The following is a 23,464-nucleotide window of genomic DNA, read 5'->3' as shown; positions in this document are numbered from 1 at the left end:
ATGGCTGATGTAACGGTAAAACAACTGGCCGCAGATGTAGGCGCTCCCGTGGATCGTTTGCTGAAGCAGATCGTGGAAGCGGGCCTGAAAGCCCGCAGTGAGAACGACGCTGTCACCAGTGATGAGAAGCAGCAGTTGCTGACCTATCTGAGAAAGACCCACGGTGAAGCTCAGGCAGAGCCGAACAAGATCACCCTGAAGCGTAAAACCACCACCACGCTCAAGGCCGGCAAGGCCAAGACCGTGAACGTGGAAGTGCGCAAGCGCCGCACCTATATCAAGCGTGCGGAACTGCAGCCGGAACCAGAGGTTGAAGCACCGAAGCCGGAAGAGGTAGCGGAACAGCCTGTGGCTGAATCCCCGGTGGTCGATGAAGCACCAAAAGTGGCTGCAGAGCAGCAGGAGCAGCCAGCAGAAACCGCCGCTCCATCAGAGCCGGCAGCGGCTGAGCCTGTTCAGGAAGAAAAGTCCGAACCCGAACTGGAAACAGCGCCGGAGGACATTCCCATGCCTCCGCCTGAAGACGAAGGTCGGGATCGCAAGCCAAAGAAAAAGAAAGAAAAGGTACGCGAGCGCGGCGACGATATCGAAGAAGGCAAGCCGAAGAAGAAGCAGGCTGGCCATCGCGGCCCTCGCAGCCGTCCGGTTGAAGAACCTCTGGTGATTTCTGAAGACGAGGAAGAAACCGTTCCTCGCAAGCAGCTGCGGGCTAAAAAGAAACCGAAAGAAAAGCGTCATGCTTTCGAGAGGCCCACAAAGCCAATGGTTAGAGAAGTACAGATTCCGGAAACCATCACCGTCGGTGATCTTGCCCAGCGCATGGCTGTCAAAGCCGCTGATGTCATTAAAACCCTGATGGGAATGGGCGTTATGGCCACCATCAACCAGGCACTGGATCAGGAAACCGCCGTTCTGGTAACCGAAGAGCTGGGCCACAAGCCCAAAGCGGTCAGTGAAGATGCCTTTGAAGAAGAAGTGCTGAGCGAGATTACCGTGCAGCATGAAGGCAAGGAAAAGATCAAGCGCGCCCCGGTTGTGAGCGTAATGGGTCACGTTGACCACGGTAAGACATCCCTGCTGGACTACATTCGGCGCACCAAGGTGGCCGCGGGTGAGTCCGGTGGTATTACCCAGCACATCGGCGCCTACCACGTAGAAACCGATCACGGCATGGTGTCGTTCCTGGACACCCCGGGCCACGCAGCGTTTACCGCCATGCGTGCGCGCGGTGCCCAGTGCACGGATATCGTTATCCTGGTTGTGGCTGCGGATGACGGTGTTATGCCGCAAACCAAGGAAGCGGTTCAGCATGCACGCTCTGCCGGTGTGCCGCTGGTGGTCGCCATCAACAAGATGGACAAGGAAGAAGCCGACCCGGACCGCATCAAAAACGAACTGTCTGCTCTGGATGTGATTCCGGAAGACTGGGGCGGCGACGTGCAGTTTGTGCCTGTGTCGGCCCATACCGGTCTTGGTATTGATGATCTGCTGGAAGCCGTCCTGCTGCAGGCCGAGATTCTGGAACTTGAAGCGTCACCGGATGCCCCCGCCCGTGGTGTGGTTGTTGAGTCCAGCCTGGAGCGTGGCCGTGGTTCTGTTGCGACCGTTCTGGTTCAGAACGGCACTCTGCGCCAGGGTGACATGGTGGTGGCCGGCTCATTCTACGGCAAGGTTCGGGCGATGACCGACGAAGCCGGCAAGCAGGTCAAGGAAGCGGGCCCGTCCATTCCGGTCGAGATTCTTGGCCTGAACGGCACGCCGGACGCTGGCGATGAGTTCTTCGCCGTGGCTGATGAGAAGAAAGCCAAAGAACTGGCCGAATTCCGCCAGACCCGCGAGCGCGAGCAGCGCCTGCAGCGCCAGCAGGCCGCCAAGCTGGAGAATATGTTTGAGAACATGGGTAAAGACGAAGTCAAAACCCTTAACGTTGTTCTCAAGACCGACGTTCGTGGTTCCCTGGAGGCCATCACCAAGGCCCTGCAGGACCTGGGTAACGAGGAAGTTCAGGTCAAGATTGTCTCATCTGGTGTCGGCGGGATTGCCGAGACAGACGTGAGCCTGGCCATGGCTACCAACGCCGTTATCTTCGGTTTCAACGTGCGTGCGGATACCGCTTCCAAGCGCCTGGTTGAGCAGGAAGGTCTGGATCTGCGCTACTACAGCATCATCTATAACCTGATTGATGATGTTAAGTCGGCCCTGACTGGTATGCTCAAGCCCGAATTCCGGGAAGACATCGTGGGTATCGCCGATGTGCGTGACGTGTTCCGTTCACCGAAGTTTGGCCAGGTGGCCGGCTGCATGGTGACCGAGGGTACCGTATACCGTAACAAGCCGATCCGCGTACTGCGTGACAACGTGGTTATCTTCGAGGGCGAGCTGGAATCCCTGCGTCGCTTCAAGGATGACGTACCGGAAGTCCGCAACGGTATGGAGTGTGGTATCGGTGTTAAAGGCTACGACGTGAAAGTGGGCGATCAGATCGAGGTGTTCGATCGCGTTCGCGTTGAGCGTCAGCTCGAATCAACGGGGGCCTGATGGCACGGGAATACAGTCGCATAGATCGTATCGGCGATCAGATGCAGCGTGAACTGGCCCAACTCATCCAGCGCGAGGTCAAAGACCCTCGCGTTGGTATGGTTACGGTGAATGCCGTCAAGGTCAGCCGCGATCTGGGCTATGCCGATATTTACGTTTCCCTGTTGTCGACCGAAGAGCTTACCGAGCAATCTCCGGAAGTTCAGGATTCCCTGGCGGTGCTCAACAAGGCCTCGGGGTTCCTGCGAGGCCAGGTCGGGCGGGCGATGAAGCTGCGGGTGGTACCCCACCTGCGTTTTCACTTCGACAGCCTGCTTAACCAGAGTCGCAAGATGGACCGTCTGATTCGCGAAGCCGTGGGGGATCAGCCTGCTGTTCCTCGCGATGATAACGACGATCCGGTTTCAGATAATCCGGAGCGTGATGCTTGAGCCGAAGACGTAAAGGCCGTGACGTAAATGGCATCCTGGTGATCGACAAGCCCCAGGGTGTCACCTCCAACGGGATTCTTCAGCAGGTAAAACGCCTGTATGGCGCCGCAAAGGCGGGCCACACAGGTGCGCTTGATCCGCTTGCTACTGGTGTTTTGCCCCTGTGTTTTGGCGAAGCAACCAAGTTTTCCCAGACCATGCTCGACAGTGACAAGGCTTATGTCACTACCGCTCGGTTGGGCATACGGACAGAAACCGGTGATAGCGAAGGCGCAGTGGTTGAAGAAAAGCCGGTGCCAGCGTTGACTGAAGCTCAGGTGGAAGCGGTACTGGAGCAGTTTCGGGGCGATATCCAGCAGGTACCGTCGATGTATTCCGCGCTGAAGCACAAAGGCCGGCCACTTTACGAGTATGCCCGTGAAGGCATTGAGATCGAGCGCCCGGCGCGCCCTGTTACGATCTATGAGTTGACCCTGTTGGCGGTTCGCGAGCAGGAGCTTGACCTGGCGGTGACCTGTACAAAGGGTACGTATATACGCTCACTGGTTGAAGATATTGGTGCGGTACTTGGGTGCGGTGCCCATGTCAGTGCCCTGCGGCGTACCCTGGCCTCTGGCTACACGCTGGAAAATGCTCACGATGTCAAAGACCTGGAAGCCATGCGCGAGCGCGGTGAGAGCCTCGACGGCTTGCTGCTGCCGCCGGAAAGCGCGCTGACGATGTTTCCCGAGCACCGGCTGTCAGGCTCGGCACTGGTATCGATATTGAACGGACAACCGGTTAGAATACCGGGTCAGTCCCTTGAAGGCTTCGTGCGTGTTTACGGCGATCGTAACTTCGTGGGATTGGCAGAAGCTATGCCGGAGGGCGATGACACCAAGCTGGTGCCACGCCGTCTGGTAAAGAACAGCGGCGGGTAACACCGCCGCTGATTAGCCGGGCTGTAGAGATGCGCGGTTCGGCCGGATTTAACAGCATCGCAACCTATGAGGTGTAATATGGCACTGTCTGCCAATGAGAAAGCTCAGATCGTTAAGGATTTTCAGCAAGTTGAAGGCGATACCGGTTCTCCTGAAGTTCAGGTTGCACTGCTGAGCGCCAACATCAACAAGCTGCAGGATCACTTCAAGGCCAACAAGCAGGATCACCATTCCCGCCGCGGCCTGATCCGGATGGTAAACCAGCGTCGTAAGCTGCTGGACTACCTCAAGCGTAAAAACGCTGACCGTTACCTGGAACTCATCCAGCGCTTGGGTCTGCGTCGCTAATCCGGTTTAGCGACCTGAAGGCTGGCCCGGGGTTGCCCGGGTCAGCCGCGCTTCTCTCCCACTGTCTGTGTGTACCCGCTCAGGGGATGCCAGACGGTGTTTATGCTGCAGTTGATTTGTCAGTGAAACCGAAGGATTTTCTCTGTCTAATGGAAAGCCGATATTGATAGCAGGTTGTTGAAAAGCCCGGGTGCAGCAAATACTGGCTGCAAACGAAACCGGGGTTTTGCAACAGCCTGTTAGCTTTCAGACGGGTTGCCTTTCGGTTCACAGATCAGACTGCTGCGGTGGTAAAGAAAACCTGGCGAGGGTGAGTGTCACCCGGTCAGGTATTAACCGTTGAAAAGAGCAGGAGTTTATTGTGGATCTGCAACCACGTAAGAAAACGTTTGAAATGGGTGGCGAAACCTTCACCCTGGAAACGGGTCGTGTTGCCCGTCAGGCAACCGGTTCCGTTCTCGTGTCTACCGGCGATACCGCTGTTCTGGGTACCGTTGTTGGCGCCAAAGAAGCCAAGCCGGGTCAGCCGTTTTTCCCGCTGACCGTTAACTACTTCGAGAAGACTTACGCGGCCGGCAAAATCCCCGGTGGTTTCTTCAAGCGCGAAGGCCGTCCGTCCGAGAAAGAGACGCTGACTTCCCGCCTGATCGACCGTCCGATCCGCCCGCTGTTCCCCAATGGCTACATGAACGAAGTACAGGTGATCTGTACCGTCATGTCTGCCAGCAAGAACCACGATCCTGACATCGCGGCCATGCTGGCGGCGTCTGCTGCGCTGGCGATCTCCGGTATTCCGTTCGATGGTCCTATCGGTGCTGCCCGTGTTGGTTTCACCAACGATAAAGGCTACTTCCTGAACCCCACCTTTGAAGAGCTGGCCAGCTCTGATCTGGACATGGTGGTTGCCGGTACCGAAGACGCCGTACTGATGGTTGAGTCCGAGGCCAAAGGCCTGACCGAAGACCAGATGCTGGGCGGCGTACTGTTTGGTCATCAGGAAATGCAGGCGGCCATCACCGCCATCAAGGAATTTGCCGCTGAACACGGCAAGCCGCGCTGGGAATGGCAGCCTGAAGCCGAAAACACCGAGCTTCTGAATGCCATCAAATCCGAGTTCGGTGGTGCCATCGAAGAAGCCTACGCCGTGCGCGACAAGATGGCTCGCTACGAGCGTCTGGGCGAGATCAAGGCTGCCGCCGTCGAAAAACTGGCCGGTGAAGAAGAAGGCCAGCCTTCTGAAGAACTGGTGAAGAAGTATTTCGGCAAGGTTGAGAAGTCTGTGGTGCGTCAGCAGGTTATCGATGGCAAGCCGCGTATTGATGGCCGTGACAACAAGACTGTGCGCCCGATCGAAGTGGAAGTTGGCATTCTGCCGTCTGTTCACGGTTCTGCCCTGTTCACCCGTGGTGAAACCCAGGCCATCGTAACCGCCACTCTGGGTACCACCCGTGATGTGCAGATCATCGATGCTCTGGAAGGGGAGCGCAAAGATCCGTTCCTGTTCCACTACAACTTCCCTCCGTATTCCGTAGGTGAAGCCGGCCGCGTTGGTACTCCGGGCCGTCGTGAAGTGGGTCATGGTCGTCTGGCCAAGCGCGGCGTTCTGGCGGTTATGCCGACTCTGGAAGAGTTCCCGTATGCCATTCGTGCGGTTTCCGAGATCACCGAATCCAACGGTTCCAGTTCCATGGCTTCCGTGTGCGGTTCTTCCCTGGCACTGATGGACGCCGGTGTGCCGATCAAGGCTCCGGTGGCTGGTATCGCCATGGGTCTGGTCAAGGAAGGTGACAAGTTCGCCGTTCTGACCGACATCCTGGGTGACGAAGATCACCTGGGCGACATGGACTTCAAGGTTGCCGGTACCAAAGAGGGCGTTACCGCCCTGCAGATGGATATCAAGATCCAGGGCATCACCGACGAGATCATGGAAATTGCCCTGGAGCAGGCCCACGCTGCGCGTCTGCACATCCTGGACGAGATGAACAAGGTGATCTCCACGCCACGTGCCGAACTGTCTGAGCGTGCACCGAGCATCACCACCATCAAGATCCATCCGGACAAGATCCGTGACGTTATCGGTAAGGGCGGTTCTGTGATCCGTTCTATCTGTGACGAAACCGGTGCATCTATTGACCTGGACGACGACGGCAACGTGAAGATCTACGCCGACAACGCAGCAGCTGCACAAGCCGCCGTGAATCGCGTGAAGGAAATCACTGCCGAGATCGAAGTGGGTGCTATCTACAAGGGCCGCGTTGAGCGCATTGTGGACTTCGGTGCCTTCGTTAACATCCTGCCTGGCAAGGATGGTCTGGTGCACATTTCCCAGATCTCCGAGCGCCGTATCGAGAACGTGACTGACGAGCTGAGCGAAGGTCAGGAAGTTCTGGTGAAGGTGCTGGATGTGGACAACCGTGGTCGCGTTAAGCTGTCCATGAAGGAAGTTAAGGAAGGCGAGCAGCCGACTGACTTCGCTGACTGATTTTCAGTTAGTCAGTAGTGAGAAAACCCGCCTTATGGCGGGTTTTCTCGTTTCTGGGCGCTTTGGTTTGGGTGCCGTGCAGAGGTTGGGGGAAGTCCTTTCCAAAAGACGCTACGAGCACATCCATGTGCGCTTCGTTCGGGCCATCCTTGGCCCTCAAGACTTTTGGAAAGGACTTCCCCCAACCTCCGCGCCAAGCATTCTGCAGCATTCTTAGTGTGCTTTCTATTGGCGTTCACCCCCGGATAGAGTGGCTAAAACGTCCCTTCCATGAACTCCAGTACCGCCTCCCGATACGCCGGAAGAACAAACGTCGCGCCATGGGGTGTGTCGGTCCTCAGGAAGTCTTTGGGCTGTTCTGCGGCTTCATACAGTCGCATGCCGTGGTGAAACGGGATAATGCCGTCACGGGCGCTGTGGATGATTTTGACGGGGACCGGGGCGATATTGGCGATGCGGTCTACACCTTCGTAGTCGTCGGTGATGCTCCAGCTCAGGGGGATCTGGAGTGGCCAGGTGAGCCAGAATTCTCCGAGTTTTTCACGGGCGATCAGGCGGAAGCCGGAGAAGGTGCCGTCTAGGATCACGCCGCTGAGTTGGGGTTGTTCGCTGCGCTGTACCCATTCACTGGCCAGGGCGATGCCGAGGCCGCCGCCGAGGCTTTGGCCGAGGAGGAACAGGGGGTGGTCTTTGTCGGGGTGCCGCTTGGCAAGCCAGCGCAGGCCGGTTTCGGTGTCGTGCAGGGCGCCTTCTATGTCTGGCGCGCCGGTGGATTGGCCGTAGCCCCGGTAGTCTATGGCAAATACGTTGTAGCCTTGCTCCGGCAGCCAGGCGACGTTGAGGATGTGGGCGCTGACGTTCTGGGCGTTGCCATGCAGGTAATAGACCGTGCCTTTGGCGGGTTCTTCTGTGAGGGCGGGCAGCCACCAGCCGTGGAGGGTTTCTCCATCGGCGGTATCCAGGTAGATGTCTTCATACTCCAGGTTCAGGCGGTCCGGGGTGATGTAGGTTACCTTGTCCGGGTAGAAGAACACGCTGCTGCAGCCGGTTTGCAGCAGGGCGATAAAGACCAGCAGGATGAGTTGTGTTGGACGTTTGCTCAGCCTGAAGTTCATCAGAAATACGCGTGAATGCCAGCCTGCCATGTGCTTTGGTACCTGTTGAAGTGGTCTTCCCGGGTGAATTCGGCAAACAGGCTGAATTCCCGGCCGATATGCAGATTGCCTTTGAGGTACAGCTGGTCCTGCCGGTGTTGGCTGCTGATGATCCAGGCCTTGGTTTTGGCGCCGGCCAGAAGGCTGAACCGGTTGTTCTGGTGCAGCAGGCCCAGGTCAGCGCCCGGGGCGAAGTCGTAGCCGCGGCGGATGTCATCGTCGATTTCCAGGTCAGCGGTGGCGACGGCGAAGGCCTGGGTGTTGTAGTTCAGGCTCCAGCTCCCACCGGCACCGCCCTCCAGGTAGGGCGTGAGCACTCGCTGTGTGCCGGTGTCTGTGCGCCGCCCGCCGAAGCCTACCTGCCAGGAAATGGGAGAGAAGAACTGGTTGCGAGGGCTCAGGGATCGGATCTCCACACCCACAATCTGTTCCACCTGCAGTTCGTCATTGTCGTGGTAGAGCCGGGCGTCCAGCCGCAGGAACTGTAACTGGGCGCCGGAGCGGTAACCCTCCGGCGGGTCCAGTACGTCATGGTAGGCGGGGCGCAGGGTGAGCTGGGTGAATTCGGCGTGGTCCAGTTGGCCACTGCCGAGGCTTACCCGAAAAGTGTCGTGGCCCTGGTCGTCGCGAACCAAAGGCTCCGGGACAGGAGGTATCTCCTGCGCGTCGTCTATCTGGCTGCGTGAAATCAGTAGCTGATGCGACAGGGGGGCGGAAAATTCCCTTGGCCAGCCACGGGCTTCGCTTTGATAGCGCACGTAATCGTAGGTGGCGTCCAGTACCCAGGCTCTTTCCTGTGTCGAGAGCTGTTGCATCTCAGGGCCATTCACCTGCACGTAACCATTGGCGATGGCTGCGGCCAGGGTTTGATGGTCACGGGGCAGGGTATCGAGGCTGTGGCTAACAGCTGTGGCGGCCGAAGGCCGGTAATGAATGCTCTCGACAAGGTCTGCATCCCGAACCCAGCGTACCGTGTCGGAGGGGATTGCGTGAGTGCTTACTTCATCCAGCAGGTTGGTGCCCGGGCGGGCGGCATCAATCAGTGCCAGCAAGCGATAGGCGCAGTTCTCGTCAAAGAAGTAGTAATCGAAGTTTTTGTCCTGAATCTCCCAGGTGTGGGCCAGCATGGTGTCTACTTCCGGCTGGGTCAGGTTCAGGGTGTATTCCCATAAGTCCCGGTGTTCGATGTCGTTATAAAGCCGGATCATCTCGTAATAGGGCCGGATGGACGTAATTCCGGGATAGCCGCCGAAAATTCCCCGATAGGCAAATAGCAGCTCGCTGTCGTGTTCAGCTGCGTCCGCCGCGTAAGAAATAGTATTGGCCAGCAGAAGGTCGGCTTCTTCATCCTCCTGGGGTGGGTCCAGTCGAAGGAAGGTGTGGCCGAACATGGACGATGGGCTGTTCAGATACGAGGCGGCGAACACCAGTGTGACCTTCTCGGTGTTCAGTTCGGCCGCCCACTCGTCATAAGCGGGGCAAACGACAGGATCAGCGGGCAGGTCGAGCTGTTCCCGAAGCCAGGCATCCCGGGCCGGAAAGCGGCATCGGGCGTGATCGTTACCTTCACCTGGCTCCTGAATAGCGGCAAGCGTTGCTTCCAGTTCTTCCCTGGGTGAGGTTTTGCCGTTCTCGCTCAGAAAAAACGCAGAGTCGTCCGCCTGACTGGTGTAGCCGGCGCCAAATCGGTCAGGCTGGTAATGGCCAAGGGTCAGCCATACCGGGTGCTGGTGAAGTTCATCGGATGCAACGGCGAAGGCGGCCTGGGCCGAGAGTGAGCATGCAAGCCACAGAGCGGCCTGCCGGGAGCGCAAGATGTTACCCATAGGGGAGATCAGAGTCCGGATTGCGATTGGGTGCAGGAGGGCGCCATCCGTGGCGCCGCGTCAATCCTTTGGGAATGCGTTATTACGCAGCCACGTACTTGCTCAGAGACTCGTTCTGCTCAAGCAGGGAAACGATAGCATCTACCGCTTCACCCGAGGTGGTGTCAGAGTTCGGGAAAATGCTGGCGAAGTTGTCTTGCAGCACTTTGCGGAAGGCCTCACGGTCAGCCGCGTCTACACCCAGCAGTACCGCCAGGGTTTCCAGGTTTTCACCGGAGCCACGGGACATGTCACGGGCAACCTTGTCGATGTTGCTGTCCATGTACATGGCCATGGACTGAACAGACTGGTTAGTCTGGCAGCCGAGGGTACCGGTAGTCATACCGAAAGTCTGGTTACCGAAGGTTCCGTTGGTGGTGGCGGCCAGCACGTGCGGCGCAACGCCGGACTGTCCTTTCCAGATCATGGCGCCTACGCCACAGCCAGGCTGAGCGAATGCCATGGAGGAAGCACCAAGAAGAATTGCACCTGCGATCAGTTTTTTCATTATCCACTCCTTTATGTGGTTTTTTGCTTTCGTCGCATACCCTGCAACCTGTAAGTCCTGAATCGGCTGCAAGCTAACGGCCCCGATATGGTTACCGGTGATTGGTGTGACCGTTGGGTTGAGTATAGATCAAAACTCGTATTAGGGAAGGATTCCAAGAGATGGATCAAAGAGTTATTGACTTCCATCGCCATTTATCCTGTCGCCATTGGCGACAAGTAATGATGTTATCCACCCAGATACGCCTCCCGCACCTCCGGATTGGCCAACAGGTTCTTGCCGGTATCGTGCAGCCGAATGCGCCCGGTTTCCAGCACATAACCCCGGTCGGCCAGGTTCAGGGCCTGGTGGGCGTTCTGCTCTACCAGGAACACGGTGATGCCTTCCTCCCGAAGGTGGCCGATGATCTCGAAGATCTGTTTGATGATAATCGGCGCCAGACCCAGTGAAGGCTCGTCCAGGATGATCATCCGGGGTTTGCTCATCAGTGCCCGGCCGATGGCGAGCATTTGTTGCTCGCCGCCAGACATCGTGCCGGCCCGCTGGTGTTCCCGCTCCTTCAGGCGGGGGAACAGCTCGTACACGTGATCCTGGCTTTTACGGATCTCGGCCTTGGTGTTGAAGAACCCACCCATGGCCAGGTTCTCTTCCACGGTCAGCCCGGAGAAGACCCTCCGGCCCTCAGGCACGATAGCGATACCGGAGCGCATGATATTGGAGGTGGCTTCATTGGTAATATCCCGGCCTTCCAGGATCACCCGCCCGGCGCTGGCCTGGGGGTTGCCGCAAACGGTCATCAACAGCGTGGTTTTGCCCGCGCCGTTGGCGCCGATCAGCGAGACAATCTCGCCTTTGTTCACTTCCACCGATACCCCGTGCAAGGCCTCGATCTTGCCGTAGTGGGTGTGCACGTTTTCCAGTACTAGCATGGTGTTTCCTCAGGCCTCGCCCAGATAAGCTTTGATAACGTCATCGTTCTGGCGCACTTCGCCCGGTGTGCCTGCAGCCAGGGGACGGCCCTGGTTGATCACGGTAATCCGGTCGGAAATGTCCATCACCAGGCTCATGTCGTGCTCGATCAGCAGTACCGAGACGTTGTAGTCGGACTTCAGGCTGACAATCAGCTGGTTGAGGTCTTTGGTTTCTGCCGGGTTCAGGCCGGCGGCCGGTTCGTCCAGCATCAGCAGCTTGGGTTCGGTCACCATGCAGCGGGCAATCTCCAGGCGCCGTTGCTGGCCGTAGGCCAGATTGCCGGCATCCCGGTTGGCAAGATCAAGCAGACCCACCCGCTCCAGCCAGTAGGCTGCCCGGTCCAGGGATTTCTGCTCCCGTGATCGGTAGTTGGGGGTTTTAATCAGTCCGGACAGCAGGTTGGTGTTCAGGTGCCGGTGCTGGGCCACCAGCAGGTTTTCCACCACGGTCATTTTGTTGAACAGGCGAACGTGCTGAAAGGTCCGCACCATGCCCAGCCGCGAGATTTTGTAGTCGGGCTTGCCTTGCACCTCTTTGCCTTCGAACAGGATCTTGCCACCACTGGGTTTGTAGAACCCGCTGATGCAGTTAAACACCGTGGTTTTGCCGGCACCGTTTGGCCCGATGATGGAAACGATTTCGTGTTCCTGCACATCCAGGCTGACCTGATCGACTGCGAGCAGGCCGCCGAAGCGCATGGACAGATTTTTTACATCCAGCATATCTGTCACTCCTGCCGTTTCAGTTCAATGTGAACCCGACGCATGGGCATCAGGCCCTGTGGCCGCCACACCATCATCAACACCATGGCTGCACCGAACACCAGCATACGGTAGTCGGCAAACTCACGGGCCAGTTCCGGCAGTATGGTGACCGCAATGGCGGCGAGTATGACGCCGATCTGCGAGCCCATACCGCCGAGCACCACAATGGCCAGAATGATGGCGGATTCGAGGAACACGAACGACTCCGGGCTGATAAAGCCCTGCTTGGAGGCAAACACGGTGCCGGCAAAGCCGGCAAAGAACGCGCCGATGGTGAACGCTGAAAGCTTCACCGCGGTGCGGCTCAGGCCCAGTGAGCGGGCGGCAATTTCATCTTCCCGCAGGGCTTCCCAGGCCCGGCCCACTGGCATGCGCATCAGGCGGCGAATCACCAGAGCGGTAATCACCGCCAGTACCAGGGCTATCAGGTACAGGAAAATCACCTTGTGCTCGCCGCTGTAGGCAATGCCAAAGGTTTCGTGGAACGAGGTATTGCCTTCTTCCTTAACGCGCCGGCCGAATTCCATACCGAACAGAGTGGGCTCGGGAATGCCACCGATACCATTTGGGCCGCCGGTGATGGAGGTCCAGTTATTCAGCAGAATCCGGATAATTTCCCCGAAACCAAGGGTCACGATGGCCAGGTAATCGCCCCGCAATCGCAGTACGGGAAAACCCAGTACCAGGCCGAACAGGGCGGCGAGCAGGGCACCGATGGGCAGGGCCATCCAGAACGAAATGCCCATGTACTGGGACAGCAGGGCAAAGGTATAGGCACCCACGGCGTAGAAAGCGACGTAGCCAAGATCGAGTAGCCCGGCCAGGCCAACGACCACGTTCAAGCCCAGCGCCAGCATGACGTAGATCAGCACCAGAGTCGCCAGATCCACCGAGCCCCTGGACACGAAGAATGGCCAGAACAGGGCCAGCACAATGATGCCGGTCAGGGCCCAGGACTCCAGTTTTACCCGCTTGGCCTGGGGCATGGGTTCACGACCTGCCAGTGGGTTCAGTGCCGGCAGTTTGCCGAGATTTCCCCTGATGGTGTCGCGATACAGCTGGAAGAAAAACACAATGGCGGCGGCTACGAACACCGAAATAATGGTGCTGGCATCAGCGCCTTCAAGGCCGACCCGGGTGCCCCGGGCCACCAGGTTAAGGCCCAGGATGGGGAAGGCGATGACCATGGTGACCACCGCGCAGAACAGAGCGTGCTTGAAGTTGTGTGCTGCCATCAGATCTTCTCAACCTCCGGTTTGCCCAGCAGTCCGGTGGGTTTGAACAGCAGAATCAGAATCAGCAGGCTGAACGACACCACGTCTTTATACTCCCCGCTCAGATAGCCGGAGGTCATGCTTTCGGCAACGCCCAGAATCAGCCCGCCGAGCATGGCGCCGGGAATGCTGCCGATGCCGCCGAGCACCGCCGCAGTAAAGGCTTTCAGGCCGGCGATAAAACCGAACAACGGGTCAACCGAGCCGTAGTACATGCCCAACAGCAAGCCAGCCACCGCCGCCAGTGCGGCGCCGATCACGAAGGTGGCGGAGATGATGCGGTTGGTATCAATGCCCAGCAGGTTGGCCATGCCCAGATCCTGGGATACGGCCCGGCAGGCGCGGCCGATGCGCGAACGGGAAATAAACAGCGAAAGGATGGTCATGCAGACCAGGGTGGTGATGAAGATGGTGATCTGCATGTAGGAAATCGACAGCTGGAAGCCTTCGCCCGTACCAAAACGGAAACTGCCATCAATCAGCGCCGGGAAGCCAACATTGCGTGAGCCCTGCGCCAGGTGAACATAGTTTTGCAGGAAGATGGACATGCCGATGGCGGAGATCAGCGGAATCAGCCGGTGCCGGCCGCGCACTGGCCGGTAGGCTACCCTTTCCACCGCCCAGCCCATGGAGCTGGATACGATCATGGCGCAGATCAGCGCGACGATCAGCACCAGTGGTAACCAGGCGATGCCCAGGGTGGCGAGGCCAGTGATGGCGATCAGCGCGGTGTAGGCACCGATCATGTAGATCTCACCATGGGCGAAGTTGATCATGCCGATGATGCCGTAAACCATCGTATAGCCGATGGCTATCAGGGCATAGGTGCTGCCGATCGTCAGCCCGTTAATGAGCTGCTGTGAGAAATAAAGGAGGTCATGCATCTGTGTGGAACTCCGAATGCCTGCTGCCCGCACTCCTTGTCCCTTTGACGGGTTGGTCGCCTGGTCGCAAAGCGGGTCAGCAGAAGCCCAGAAAAACACCTTCCCCCGGGTTACGGCGGGAAGGTGTTCTCATAATGACCGTCTGTAAACGATGTTGGCTCAGTTGACCGGAGTCTTGCTGCCGTCAGAGTGCCATTCGTAGACGACAAACTCGAAGGACTCCATATCGCCCGCCTGGTTGTACTGAACGGTACCGATGGGCGTTTCGAAAGTGCCGGAGCGCAGGGCCTTGGCCACTTCAAACGGATCTTTGGTGCCGGCCTGTTCGATGCCGTCGGCAACCAGCTGAACAGCAGTATAGGAGGTGAGAACAAATGGGCCGGATGGGTCTTCACCCTTGTCAGCGAAGGCGGCTACCAGATCCTGGTTCTCTTCTTTCTCGTCAAAGCTGGGCGGCAGGGTAACCAGCAGGCCTTCGGCGGCTTCGCCGGCAATGGTGTTGATGTCTTTGTTGCCAACGCCTTCAGGCCCCATGAACTTCGCGTTCACGTCTGCCTGGCGTGCCTGGCGAAGGATCAAACCAAGCTCCGGGTGGTAGCCGCCGTAGTAGACGAAATCCACGTTGGCCTGTTTGATCTTGGTAACCAGTGACGAGAAGTCTTTGTCACCGGCGGTGATACCTTCAAACATGGCCACTTCCACACCGGCATTGCGCAGGGTGTCTCGTACCGCAGTAGCAATGCCCTCACCATACTGCTGTTTGTCGTGGATGACAGCGACCTTATTCGGGTTCTGGCTGACGATGTACTCACCGGCGACCGGTCCCTGCATGCTGTCCAGGCCGATGGTACGGAATACCAACTCATAACCACGCTGGGTAATTTCCGGGCTGGTTGATGCCGGGGTAATCATCAGGATGCCTTCGTCTTCATAAATATCAGACGCCGGCTGGGTGGAGCTGGAACACAGGTGACCCACCACGTATTGAACACCCTGGTTGACCAGGCGGTTGGCAACGGTGACGGCCTGCTTGGGGTCGCACACGTCATCCACTTCCACGCCCACCAGTTGTTCGCCCAAAACGCCGCCGGCAGCATTGATGCGTTCAATGGCCATGCGGGCGCCAGAAAACTGCATATCACCATACTGGGCAACGGGGCCGGTCATCGGGCCGGCAATACCAATTCGGATTTCAGCGGCGGCCTGGCCGGCGGCCATCAGGGCAACAGAAGCGCCTACAGCGGTAGCGAGTTTCTTAACGGACATTTTCATCGTGATGTTCCTGTTTGATCAGGGTTATTGTTATGTTCTCAGAGACTTAAACAAACACCACAGCCAGCTGCTTGTCAAGCAGATCGGGCCAGGGCTTGCTCTGGAACACAGCGTCGCTTTCCAGGGTGGAATTAGCAAGCTCTGTGCCGTTCTCTGCGATGTTATGCGTCCGTGCTGTCGTCCTGATCAGTGAAGACCAGATTCCTGAAACTTTCGTGATCGTGTAACTGCTCGAAACTGGGGTCGACGGAGGCATCGTCCCGGTAGGCTTCGGAGATGTCGATGGCTTTCTCCAGAGTGCTGACGGCGTCTTCCCAGCGGCCAATCTCCGCGTAGGCGCAGGCCAGCTGGTAATGGGCGTGGCCGTTATCCGGGGCCAGCTTCAGTGCCCGTTGGCACAAGCTGATGGCCCACAGGGGTTCACGCATTTCCAGAACGGCGTCGGCTTTGTAGCTCAGGGCTTCCACATCATCAGGGCGTAGATCCAGAATCTGGTCGTAGGCGGAGATCTTGTTTTGCTGGGAGGTCTCCTGGCTTGCCTTCAACCAGAGCGCGTGCACCTCGTTAGTGCGTTCAATCTCTGCCTGGTTCTGGTGGATGATCTCGGATTTCTGTTGCAGCTGCTCTTCGATGGATTTCAGGCGCTTCTCGTACTCCACCACCAGTTCATTTACCCGTTTCTCGGCCAGACTGGTGAGCTGGTTGCGCATGTCGCGGATCGAGTTCCAGCCAATCACCACCAGAATGGAGGTAGCGCCGGCAATCAGGTAAAAGAAGTAGGTGACGGTATCGGTGGCATAGGACATGGTTTTGTCGGCAACCGACAACTCCTTGTCGACCACTTTTTCAATTAACTCGGCCCGGGTGTTCTGCATCTCCTGCCGCAACGCTTTCACCTCATCCAGCAGATAACGCTCCACGAATGGATTGTACAGGGGGCTTTCCAATTCACCGATTCGCTCTTCAACGTCTTCGTCCGTCACTTGCTGGGCCGATTCAGCAGGTTGCTGTTGGGCCATGGAGGCGCCGGCGAAAGTGATAGCAAAAACGAGTGTGAGGAAAAACCTGATCATCAACCGTTATCCGTTTCTGGGTGAGTGGCAAGCTGATGACCATAGCATAATGGCCACCAGAAAAAATGCCGCATACCTGGTGCGCGGCATGCTGAGCAATATAGGACGCAAGCTAGGTGATAATGCCCACTTGCAATTACCAGTGCAAAGACCTCTAATTATTAGAGGTATAAACAATGCGTTGATTCTGGAGCAGTGGTGTGAACAATTACGAGCAGGTGTTGGTGGCGCTTCGGCGGGTTATCCGGGCGACCGATCTTCATTCCAAGCGGTTGAGCAAGCACGCCGGGCTGACAGGGCCACAGCTGTTGATCATGCGCACTATCCGGGACCTCGGAGAGGTGACGATTGGCACCATCGCCGAAAATGTCAGTCTTAGTCAGGCCACCGTAACCACCATCCTGGACCGCCTGGAGCTGCGCAAACTGGTGTACCGGGTGCGCAGCACCCAGGACAAACGCAAAGTACACGCGCACCTGACCGAACAAGGCGCCGAGATACTCGCCCGCGCCCCCAACCCGCTGCAGGAAGACTTTATTGCCAAGTTCCAGAGCCTGGCCGAATGGGAGCAGACCATGATCCTGGCCTCATTACAGCGGGTGGCGAACATGATGGATGCCGACGATATTGATGCCTCACCGGTGCTGACCGTTGGATCGGTGTTGAAGGATGATGGGTGGAAGGAGAAGGCCTAAGGGGTCTGTCTCAGGGGTCTGTCCCCGAATGGGGACTGACCCATTTTGGACCCATGGGCTCGAGTTTGGCTAGGGGTCTGTCCCCGTTCGGGGACTGACCCACCTTGGAACCAATGGGTTCTAGTTTGGGGGCATGGACGGGCAAAAGTGGGTCAGTCCCCTTTGGGGACAGACCCCTGGGACAGACCCTATTACTAATGCACACTAGACCCCTGCTTGGGCTTATTCCCAAAACACACCTGAAACACATCGTTGTAGTGCTTGGCAAAATTCACCGATATCCCGTCCTTCAAGTACTCCGGCAACTCTTCATAATCCCCGCGGTTTGCTTCCGGCAGTATCAGGTTGTTGATCTTCTGCCTGCGCGCAGCAATCACCTTCTCCCGAATGCCACCCACCGGCAACACCTGCCCGGTTAGTGTCAGCTCTCCGGTCATGGCGATGTTCTGCTGCGGGGCTTCTTTGCGGGCGATGGAGAGCAGGGCGGTGGCCATGGTGACGCCGGCGCTCGGGCCGTCTTTCGGGGTGGCGCCTTCCGGTACGTGCAGGTGCACGAAGGATTTATCGAAGAAGGTCGGGTCTCCCTTGAAACGCTTCAGGTTGGAAGACACAAAGCTGTAAGCAATCTCTGCCGATTCCTTCATCACATCCCCCAGTTGCCCGGTGAGCTTGAAGCCCCGTTGGCTGGTGTGAATGCGGGAGGCTTCGATGCTCAGGGTAGCGCCACCCATGGCAGTCCAGGCCAGGCCTGTGACCACGCCAGTGCCCTTCATGGATTTCTCTTTGCGGAAGGCGGGCTGGCCCAGGTAGTCCGGCAGGTCGGCAACGCCCACTTTTACCGGCTTGTCCGGGTTCTCCAGTAGCTTCACGATGCCTTTGCGAATGATCTTGTGCAGCAGCTTTTCCAGGTTCCGCACGCCGGCTTCCCGGGCATAGCCTTCGATCACCTGCCGGAGCGCGGCATCGGTAATGTTGAGCTGTTTCTTCAGCAGACCGGCCCGTTTCAGTAGCCGCGGCACCAGGTGGTGCTTGGCGATGGCCAGTTTTTCTTCGCCGATGTAGCCAGACAGGCGAATCACATCCATCCGGTCCAGCAGAGGCCGGGGAATGGTGTCCAACTGGTTGGCAGTGCACACGAACAGCACCTTGGACAGGTCCATGCGCACGTCCAGGTAGTGGTCCAGGAATTCCCGGTTCTGTTCCGGGTCCAGCGTTTCCAGCAGGGCAGAGGCCGGGTCGCCTTGATAAGAGCTGCCGATCTTGTCGATCTCATCCAGCATGATGACCGGGTTGGCCACCTTGCTGTCTTTCAGGGCCTGAACGAACTTGCCGGGCATGGCGCCAATGTAGGTGCGGCGGTGACCCTTGATTTCGGCTTCATCGCGCATACCGCCCACGCTGAACCGGTAGAACTCACGGCCCAGGGCATCCGCTACCGAACGGCCGATGGAGGTTTTGCCAACCCCCGGCGGGCCGACCAGCAGCAGTATGGAACCACTTACTTCGCCCTTGAAGGTGCCTTCGGCCAGGAACTCAATGATGCGATCTTTCACATCGTTCAGGCCGTCATGGTCCCGGTCCAGAATGCGGCGGGCTTCGGCCAGGTCGAAATGGTCTTCGGAATGCACACCCCAGGGCACCTGGGTAATCCAGTCCAGATAATTGCGGGTAACGCCGTATTCCGGGGAGCCCTGTTCCAGTACCTGCAGTTTCTGGATTTCATCCTTGAACCGCTCTTGCACCGCCTCCGGTGGATTCAGCCTGGCCATGCGCTCTTCAAAACGCTCCACGTCCGCGGTCTTATCGTCCTTGGCGATGCCCAGCTCCCGCTGGATGACTTTCAGCTGCTCCCGCAGGAAGAATTCCCGCTGGTGCTTCTGCACCTTCTCGTTCACTTCCTCGTTGATCTCGGATTGCAGGCGGGCCACCTCCAGCTCTTTTCGCATGAGCAGCAGGACTTTCTCCATGCGCCGGAGCAGGGGGACGGTATCCAGCACATCCTGCAATTCCCGGCCCGGGGCGCTGGTCATGGAGGCGCCGAAATCCGCCAGGGGCGAGCTGTCTTCCGGGCCAAAGCGGGACAGGTACTGCTTCACTTCCTCACCATACAGAGGGTTGGTGCGCAGCAATTCCTTGATGGCAGCAATGATGGCCAGAGTGTAGGCCTTGAGCTCATCCGCCGGTTCTTCCGGCTCCTCCGGGTATTCCACTTCCACCAGATAAGGCGGGCGACGGCGGAGCCACTGAACAATCCTGAACCGCTGCATACCCTGGGCAATAAACTGAACCTTGCCACCTTCGCTCTGGGCGTGGTGAACCTTCACCGCACACCCCATAGTTTCCAGCTCATCGCTGGCGGGAATACCGGTGTCGGATTCCGGATCTTCCACAAAGCAGATGCCCAGAACCTTGTGGTCGGTTTCGCCCACCCGCTTCAGGGTTTCCTGCCAGGGGTCCTGGTTCACCACCACGGGCTGCACCTGGGCCGGAAAGAACGGCCGGTTCGACACCGGCAACACATACATACGCCGCGGCCTGGCCTGTTGAGGCAAGACCAGGCTTTTGCTGTTCTCGTCTTTGCCGATGTACTCGGTCACATCTTCTTCAAATTCTTCCAGGGAGTCTTTGCGGTTCTCGTCATTCATACCGTGTTGCTCTCAAGGCTGAGTGGTTAAAGACCTATGTAGCGACAAAAGCTGGGTTTTCAAGCTGGCTTGATTTTTCCGCCGTTGGCTCCATATCTTCAGACAATTTCATTCATTCTGGTTCAGGTTCCCGACATATGAGCAATTCTCCGTATATCTTCGACGCCACCGCCGACAACTTTCAGCAGAAAGTAATGGAAGCCTCCGCCACCACCCCAATCCTGGTGGACGTATGGGCCGAGTGGTGTGCGCCTTGCAAACAGCTGATGCCGATTCTGCAGAAGCTGGCGGAGGAGTATCAGGGGAATTTCCAGCTGGCCAAGGTGAATGCCGACGAGCAGCAGGAACTGACGGCTTCCCTGGGTGTGCGCAGCCTGCCCACGGTGATTCTGGTGAAAAACGGCCAGGCGGTGGATGGTTTTAACGGTGCCCTGCCGGAAAGCGAGATCCGCAAGGTGCTGGAAAAGCACATCGAGGCGCCGTCTGAAGACCCCTACGAGAAAGCTCACACCCTGTGGGAAGCCGGTGATGTGGATGGTGCCCTGGCCATCCTTACGGAGATGAACCAGAAAGACCCGGAAAACCTGGATGTGCTGATTGACCTGGCCCAGCTGAAAGCCGAGCAGGGCGATCTGGACACCGCCGAGCAGGTGCTCAACAGTCTTCCGCCGGAAGAGAAAATGCAGCATAAGGCCAAGCAGCTGGCAGCCAGGGTGAAGTTTCTGAAGCAGTCCGGTGAACTGCCGGCGCAGTCGGAACTGGAAGCCAAGCTGGAAGCCAATCCGAAAGACCCGGAAGCCCTGCACCAGTTGTCCCTGCATAGGGTTTTGCAGGACAAAAACGCCGAAGCCATGGATCTGCTGATTCGCCTGATGCAGTCAGACAGCACCTACAAAGACGGTATCGCCAAGGCCACGCTGGTGGAACTGTTCGAGAAGCTGGGTAACAACAATCCGGATGTACGAACATACCGCCGCAAACTCTACACCCTGATGCACTGACAACGGGTGGCTGGCCTGGTTGTCAATGTCAGGCCAGCAACGCCACCGATTTGATCAGCGCGTACACCTGCTTGCCCGTTGCCAGTCCCAGTTGCTGGACCGCCCGGGCGGTGATTTCCGCCAACAGCAGCTGACCGTCCGCCGTTCGGCAGGCCACCACGCAACGGTTGTCCCTGGGCGGGTCTATGCGCTCAATGGTCACCGGCAGGTGGTTCTGGATGCTGATGTGTTGAGGGTCTACCAGAGACAAACTGACATCCCGGGCAAGAATACTGATCCGGGTTCTGTTCATCCCGGCTGCCGGCGTAGAACTCGTTAACCACAGGCGAGCCTCCGGCGGACCAAAAGGCCGGGCGTTATCTTCTCCCGCTTCGCCCAAAGTACCTTCCAGAACTGAAGCCGCACCCGCATCATCGAACAACGGTGAGTCTGGCCGGGCCAGGGCCTCCCGCAAGGTTTCCACGTTCTGAATCTGGCCGTTCTGCATGAACACCACCCGGTCTGCCAGCCGGGTGACCTCATCCGGGGAATGGCTGACCATGATAATCGGCACCCCGGATTCCGCCGCCATGCGCGCCAGAAACGGCATGATTTCCCGTTTGGTCTGGGTATCCAGCGCCGCCATGGGTTCGTCCAGTAGCAGCAACTGAGGGCTGATCAACAACGCACGGCCAAGGGAAAACCGCTGGCGCTGGCCCCCGGAGAGTTGATCAATCCGCCGGTCCAGCAGGTGCTCAATTCCCAGCATGGCGGTTACTTCATCCGGGTGAAGCCGACGTTGCTCCGGCGGTGTTCGTTGGTATCCGTAAAGCAGGTTTTCCCGAGCGGACAGGTGAGGGAGCAGGCTGTGTTCCTGAAACACCAGGCCAATCCTGCGCTTGTGCAGGGGCAGAAACTGCCGGCCCCGTTGCCAGTGCTGCCCGCCAAAGCGCACCACCGCACCCCGTGGCCGTTCCAGGCCGGCGATAATGCGCAGCAGGGTGGTTTTGCCACAACCGGAGCGGCCAAACAGCGCGGTGACACCCTCCAGCGGTAGCTCATGGTTAACCTTGAGTTCGAAGTCCTTGCCGTGGCGAAGGTGTGCCTGCAGGTACAGGGTCATAGCTTGGCGACCTCGAACCGGCGGTTAATGCTGTACACCACAAACAGGGTGACAAAGGCGAAGATCAGCAGCATCAGTGACAGGCTATGGGCGGCGTCGTAATTCATGGCTTCGGCGTGATCGTAGATCAAAACCGACAGCACCTTGGTTTCACCCGGAATGCTGCCGCCGAGCATCAAAATAACGCCGAACTCTCCCAGGGTGTGAGCGAAGGTCAGTGTAGCTGCCACCACAAAACCGCCCCGGCTGAGGGGGAAGATCACCGTTCGGAACCGGTCCCAGGCGCCGGCGCCCAGGCTGCTGGCCACCTCGACCGGGCGCCGGCCCAGGTTGCGAAAGGCCTCCGTCAGCGGCTGCACGGCAAAGGGCATGGAATAGATAACCGAGGCGATCAGAATCCCCTCAAAGGAAAACGCCAGGTGCTGAAAACCCATGTCTTGGAGGGTTTGGCCGACCACGCCCCGGGGCCCAAGAGTGATCAGCAGATAGAACCCCAGCACGGTGGGCGGCAGCACCAATGGCAGCGCCACAATGGCCTGCACTACGGTACGGAACTGGGTGCGCCCTTGCGCCAGCCACCAGGACAAAGGTGTGGCCAGCAATAACAGAATGATGGTGGTATACAGGCAGAGCTTGAAGGTGACTTCAATGGCCTGCCACTCTGCGGGGCCGAGTTGAAACATTGGGGTCCTTTCAGGTGAAGATGCCGGTTGGCCGTGCGCCGGTCAGGGCATCACAAATCCGTATTGCTCCATTATAGAGTGTGCCTGCTCTGTGGCCATGAAATCGGCAAAGTGCATGGCCTCTGGCTTGTCGCCGCCACGCCGGGTAACCACATAGCCCTGGGTCAGCGGGTTGTGCAGGTTGTCGTCGATCAGGTAATGGCTGTGGGTGGCCAGTTCCGGAAACTTCGCCAGAGACAGTGCAATCACACCCACCTGAGCGGCACCAGATGCGGCCATCTGCGCCGCGTGGGCAATGTTCTCACCAAACACCAGCTTGGGTTGCACGGCCTCCCATACGCCGACCGCCTGCATGGCTTCCCTGGCACGCAGCCCGTAAGGTGCATGGGCCGGCTGGGCGATGGCGATGCGGGTAATGGCATCCGAAGTCAGATCGTTGAGGGTCAGGCTGCCGGCGTCCAGGGTGTTGCTCCAGAGCACAATGCGGCCAATGGCGTAGACCGCTGGCGGGGTAGCCGTCAGCCCCTCCTGCTCTAGCCGCCTGGGAAACGCAATGTCGGCCGAAAAGAAAATGTCGTAGGGCGCACCGTTAATGATCTGCGTAGTCATTTTGCCGGAGGAACCATACACCACCTGCACATTGGCGGCCGGGTTGGCCTCGCGATACAGCTCAATGATGTCGTCCAGGGCATAGCGCAAATCCGAAGCCGCCGCGATGCGCACCAGTTCGCCCGCCTGGAGACTGGCCGTAGACAGGAAAGCGGCCAGCAGGGCCAGCATTCGCCACGGCTTGAACCATAGATACATCCCGAATCCCCCAAACAACGTATTCTGGTTTAGAGCAGCGCAAGGC

20 protein-coding genes are annotated in these 23,464 nt (G+C 58.2%); 7 read left to right on the top strand and 13 right to left on the bottom strand.

Going from position 1 to position 23,464, the window contains the following annotated elements:
* The 5 genes from infB (at window position 1) to pnp (ending at window position 6,719) form a co-directional block, all read left to right on the top strand.
* A complete protein-coding gene (infB, locus tag FIV08_RS16155; protein WP_152439076.1) occupies window positions 1-2,538 on the top strand; it encodes a translation initiation factor IF-2 in 2,538 nt (845 codons plus the stop codon).
* Entirely contained in the window at window positions 2,538-2,969 is a 432-nt protein-coding gene (gene rbfA / locus FIV08_RS16150; RefSeq protein ID WP_061330634.1) for a 30S ribosome-binding factor RbfA, read from the top strand. Before infB ends, rbfA begins: the two co-directional genes overlap by 1 nt.
* On the top strand, window positions 2,966-3,889 hold the full coding sequence (gene truB, locus FIV08_RS16145; protein WP_152439075.1) for a tRNA pseudouridine(55) synthase TruB: 924 nt from the start codon (window positions 2,966-2,968) through the stop codon (window positions 3,887-3,889). The genes rbfA and truB overlap by 4 nt, the downstream gene beginning before the upstream one ends.
* 78 nt (window positions 3,890-3,967) lie before the next feature.
* Window positions 3,968-4,237: a 30S ribosomal protein S15 gene (gene rpsO, locus FIV08_RS16140; protein ID WP_058092554.1), complete on the top strand. Its 270-nt coding sequence runs from the start codon at window positions 3,968-3,970 to the stop codon at window positions 4,235-4,237.
* A gap of 367 nt (window positions 4,238-4,604) precedes the next feature.
* Window positions 4,605-6,719, top strand: coding sequence for a polyribonucleotide nucleotidyltransferase (pnp, locus tag FIV08_RS16135; protein ID WP_228715560.1), 2,115 nt, complete (start codon window positions 4,605-4,607; stop codon window positions 6,717-6,719).
* A gap of 254 nt (window positions 6,720-6,973) precedes the next feature.
* Here the strand turns inward: pnp and FIV08_RS16130 are convergent, their stop codons facing one another.
* The 9 genes from FIV08_RS16130 to FIV08_RS16090 form a co-directional block, all read right to left on the bottom strand.
* Complete coding sequence (locus FIV08_RS16130) at window positions 6,974-7,864, bottom strand: alpha/beta hydrolase (RefSeq protein ID WP_416376896.1); 891 nt, start codon at window positions 7,862-7,864, stop codon at window positions 6,974-6,976.
* Window positions 7,834-9,699, bottom strand: a complete 1,866-nt coding sequence (locus FIV08_RS16125; protein ID WP_152439073.1) for a DUF4105 domain-containing protein — start codon at window positions 9,697-9,699, stop codon at window positions 7,834-7,836. Before FIV08_RS16125 ends, FIV08_RS16130 begins: the two co-directional genes overlap by 31 nt.
* Window positions 9,700-9,781: 82 nt before the next feature.
* Window positions 9,782-10,246 carry a DUF3015 domain-containing protein gene (locus tag FIV08_RS16120; protein ID WP_061330628.1) on the bottom strand — a complete coding sequence of 155 codons (465 nt, stop codon included), beginning with the start codon at window positions 10,244-10,246 and terminating at the stop codon, window positions 9,782-9,784.
* 227 nt (window positions 10,247-10,473) lie between these two features.
* Window positions 10,474-11,175, bottom strand: a complete 702-nt coding sequence (locus tag FIV08_RS16115; RefSeq protein ID WP_138435758.1) for an ABC transporter ATP-binding protein — start codon at window positions 11,173-11,175, stop codon at window positions 10,474-10,476.
* Window positions 11,176-11,184: 9 nt separating this feature from the next.
* Window positions 11,185-11,940: a high-affinity branched-chain amino acid ABC transporter ATP-binding protein LivG gene (gene livG / locus FIV08_RS16110; protein WP_152439072.1), complete on the bottom strand. Its 756-nt coding sequence runs from the start codon at window positions 11,938-11,940 to the stop codon at window positions 11,185-11,187.
* 5 nt (window positions 11,941-11,945) lie between these two features.
* The gene (locus FIV08_RS16105) at window positions 11,946-13,217 is read right to left on the bottom strand and encodes a high-affinity branched-chain amino acid ABC transporter permease LivM (RefSeq protein ID WP_152439071.1); all 1,272 of its coding nucleotides are present in this window, start codon (window positions 13,215-13,217) and stop codon (window positions 11,946-11,948) included.
* A complete protein-coding gene (gene livH / locus FIV08_RS16100) occupies window positions 13,217-14,140 on the bottom strand; it encodes a high-affinity branched-chain amino acid ABC transporter permease LivH (protein WP_152439070.1) in 924 nt (307 codons plus the stop codon). The genes FIV08_RS16105 and livH overlap by 1 nt, the downstream gene beginning before the upstream one ends.
* A 159-nt stretch (window positions 14,141-14,299) precedes the next feature.
* Complete coding sequence (locus FIV08_RS16095) at window positions 14,300-15,412, bottom strand: branched-chain amino acid ABC transporter substrate-binding protein (RefSeq protein ID WP_152439069.1); 1,113 nt, start codon at window positions 15,410-15,412, stop codon at window positions 14,300-14,302.
* Window positions 15,413-15,573: 161 nt separating this feature from the next.
* Window positions 15,574-16,485, bottom strand: a complete 912-nt coding sequence (locus FIV08_RS16090; protein WP_152439068.1) for a TPR end-of-group domain-containing protein — start codon at window positions 16,483-16,485, stop codon at window positions 15,574-15,576.
* 200 nt (window positions 16,486-16,685) lie between these two features.
* Here FIV08_RS16090 and FIV08_RS16085 point away from each other — a divergent pair, with 200 nt between their 5' ends.
* Entirely contained in the window at window positions 16,686-17,180 is a 495-nt protein-coding gene (locus FIV08_RS16085; RefSeq protein WP_152439067.1) for a MarR family winged helix-turn-helix transcriptional regulator, read from the top strand.
* 194 nt (window positions 17,181-17,374) lie between these two features.
* Here FIV08_RS16085 and lon read toward each other — a convergent pair whose 3' ends face one another.
* A complete protein-coding gene (gene lon / locus FIV08_RS16080; protein WP_152439066.1) occupies window positions 17,375-19,825 on the bottom strand; it encodes an endopeptidase La in 2,451 nt (816 codons plus the stop codon).
* A 137-nt stretch (window positions 19,826-19,962) separates the two neighbouring features.
* Here lon and trxA point away from each other — a divergent pair, with 137 nt between their 5' ends.
* Window positions 19,963-20,826, top strand: coding sequence for a thioredoxin (gene trxA, locus FIV08_RS16075; RefSeq protein ID WP_152439065.1), 864 nt, complete (start codon window positions 19,963-19,965; stop codon window positions 20,824-20,826).
* 28 nt (window positions 20,827-20,854) lie between these two features.
* Here trxA and modC read toward each other — a convergent pair whose 3' ends face one another.
* The 3 genes from modC to modA are packed head-to-tail and all read right to left on the bottom strand — an operon-like array spanning window position 20,855 to window position 23,418.
* On the bottom strand, window positions 20,855-21,928 hold the full coding sequence (gene modC, locus FIV08_RS16070) for a molybdenum ABC transporter ATP-binding protein (RefSeq protein ID WP_152439064.1): 1,074 nt from the start codon (window positions 21,926-21,928) through the stop codon (window positions 20,855-20,857).
* Complete coding sequence (modB, locus tag FIV08_RS16065; RefSeq protein WP_152439063.1) at window positions 21,925-22,611, bottom strand: molybdate ABC transporter permease subunit; 687 nt, start codon at window positions 22,609-22,611, stop codon at window positions 21,925-21,927. The genes modC and modB overlap by 4 nt, the downstream gene beginning before the upstream one ends.
* A 42-nt stretch (window positions 22,612-22,653) precedes the next feature.
* The gene (gene modA, locus FIV08_RS16060) at window positions 22,654-23,418 is read right to left on the bottom strand and encodes a molybdate ABC transporter substrate-binding protein (protein ID WP_228715440.1); all 765 of its coding nucleotides are present in this window, start codon (window positions 23,416-23,418) and stop codon (window positions 22,654-22,656) included.
* Window positions 23,419-23,464: the final 46 nt, after the last annotated feature.

Source organism: Marinobacter sp. THAF197a, from assembly GCF_009363275.1.
Classification (GTDB): Bacteria; Pseudomonadota; Gammaproteobacteria; order Pseudomonadales; family Oleiphilaceae; genus Marinobacter.
Note: the sequence above shows the minus strand (reverse complement) of the source record. Positions and strands in the feature narration are given on the sequence as shown.

Coding starts and splice junctions, on each gene's coding strand:
- livH (WP_152439070.1), bottom strand. CDS start 14,140: ATGCATGACCTCCTTTATTTCTCACAGCAGCTCATTAACGGGCTGACG.
- modA (WP_228715440.1), bottom strand. CDS start 23,418: ATGTATCTATGGTTCAAGCCGTGGCGAATGCTGGCCCTGCTGGCCGCT.
- rpsO (WP_058092554.1), top strand. CDS start 3,968: ATGGCACTGTCTGCCAATGAGAAAGCTCAGATCGTTAAGGATTTTCAG.
- FIV08_RS16090 (WP_152439068.1), bottom strand. CDS start 16,485: ATGATCAGGTTTTTCCTCACACTCGTTTTTGCTATCACTTTCGCCGGC.
- FIV08_RS16130 (WP_416376896.1), bottom strand. CDS start 7,864: ATGGCAGGCTGGCATTCACGCGTATTTCTGATGAACTTCAGGCTGAGC.
- lon (WP_152439066.1), bottom strand. CDS start 19,825: ATGAATGACGAGAACCGCAAAGACTCCCTGGAAGAATTTGAAGAAGAT.
- rbfA (WP_061330634.1), top strand. CDS start 2,538: ATGGCACGGGAATACAGTCGCATAGATCGTATCGGCGATCAGATGCAG.
- FIV08_RS16115 (WP_138435758.1), bottom strand. CDS start 11,175: ATGCTAGTACTGGAAAACGTGCACACCCACTACGGCAAGATCGAGGCC.
- FIV08_RS16125 (WP_152439073.1), bottom strand. CDS start 9,699: ATGGGTAACATCTTGCGCTCCCGGCAGGCCGCTCTGTGGCTTGCATGC.
- modC (WP_152439064.1), bottom strand. CDS start 21,928: ATGACCCTGTACCTGCAGGCACACCTTCGCCACGGCAAGGACTTCGAA.
- FIV08_RS16105 (WP_152439071.1), bottom strand. CDS start 13,217: ATGGCAGCACACAACTTCAAGCACGCTCTGTTCTGCGCGGTGGTCACC.
- infB (WP_152439076.1), top strand. CDS start 1: ATGGCTGATGTAACGGTAAAACAACTGGCCGCAGATGTAGGCGCTCCC.
- modB (WP_152439063.1), bottom strand. CDS start 22,611: ATGTTTCAACTCGGCCCCGCAGAGTGGCAGGCCATTGAAGTCACCTTC.
- livG (WP_152439072.1), bottom strand. CDS start 11,940: ATGCTGGATGTAAAAAATCTGTCCATGCGCTTCGGCGGCCTGCTCGCA.
- trxA (WP_152439065.1), top strand. CDS start 19,963: ATGAGCAATTCTCCGTATATCTTCGACGCCACCGCCGACAACTTTCAG.
- FIV08_RS16120 (WP_061330628.1), bottom strand. CDS start 10,246: ATGAAAAAACTGATCGCAGGTGCAATTCTTCTTGGTGCTTCCTCCATG.
- FIV08_RS16095 (WP_152439069.1), bottom strand. CDS start 15,412: ATGAAAATGTCCGTTAAGAAACTCGCTACCGCTGTAGGCGCTTCTGTT.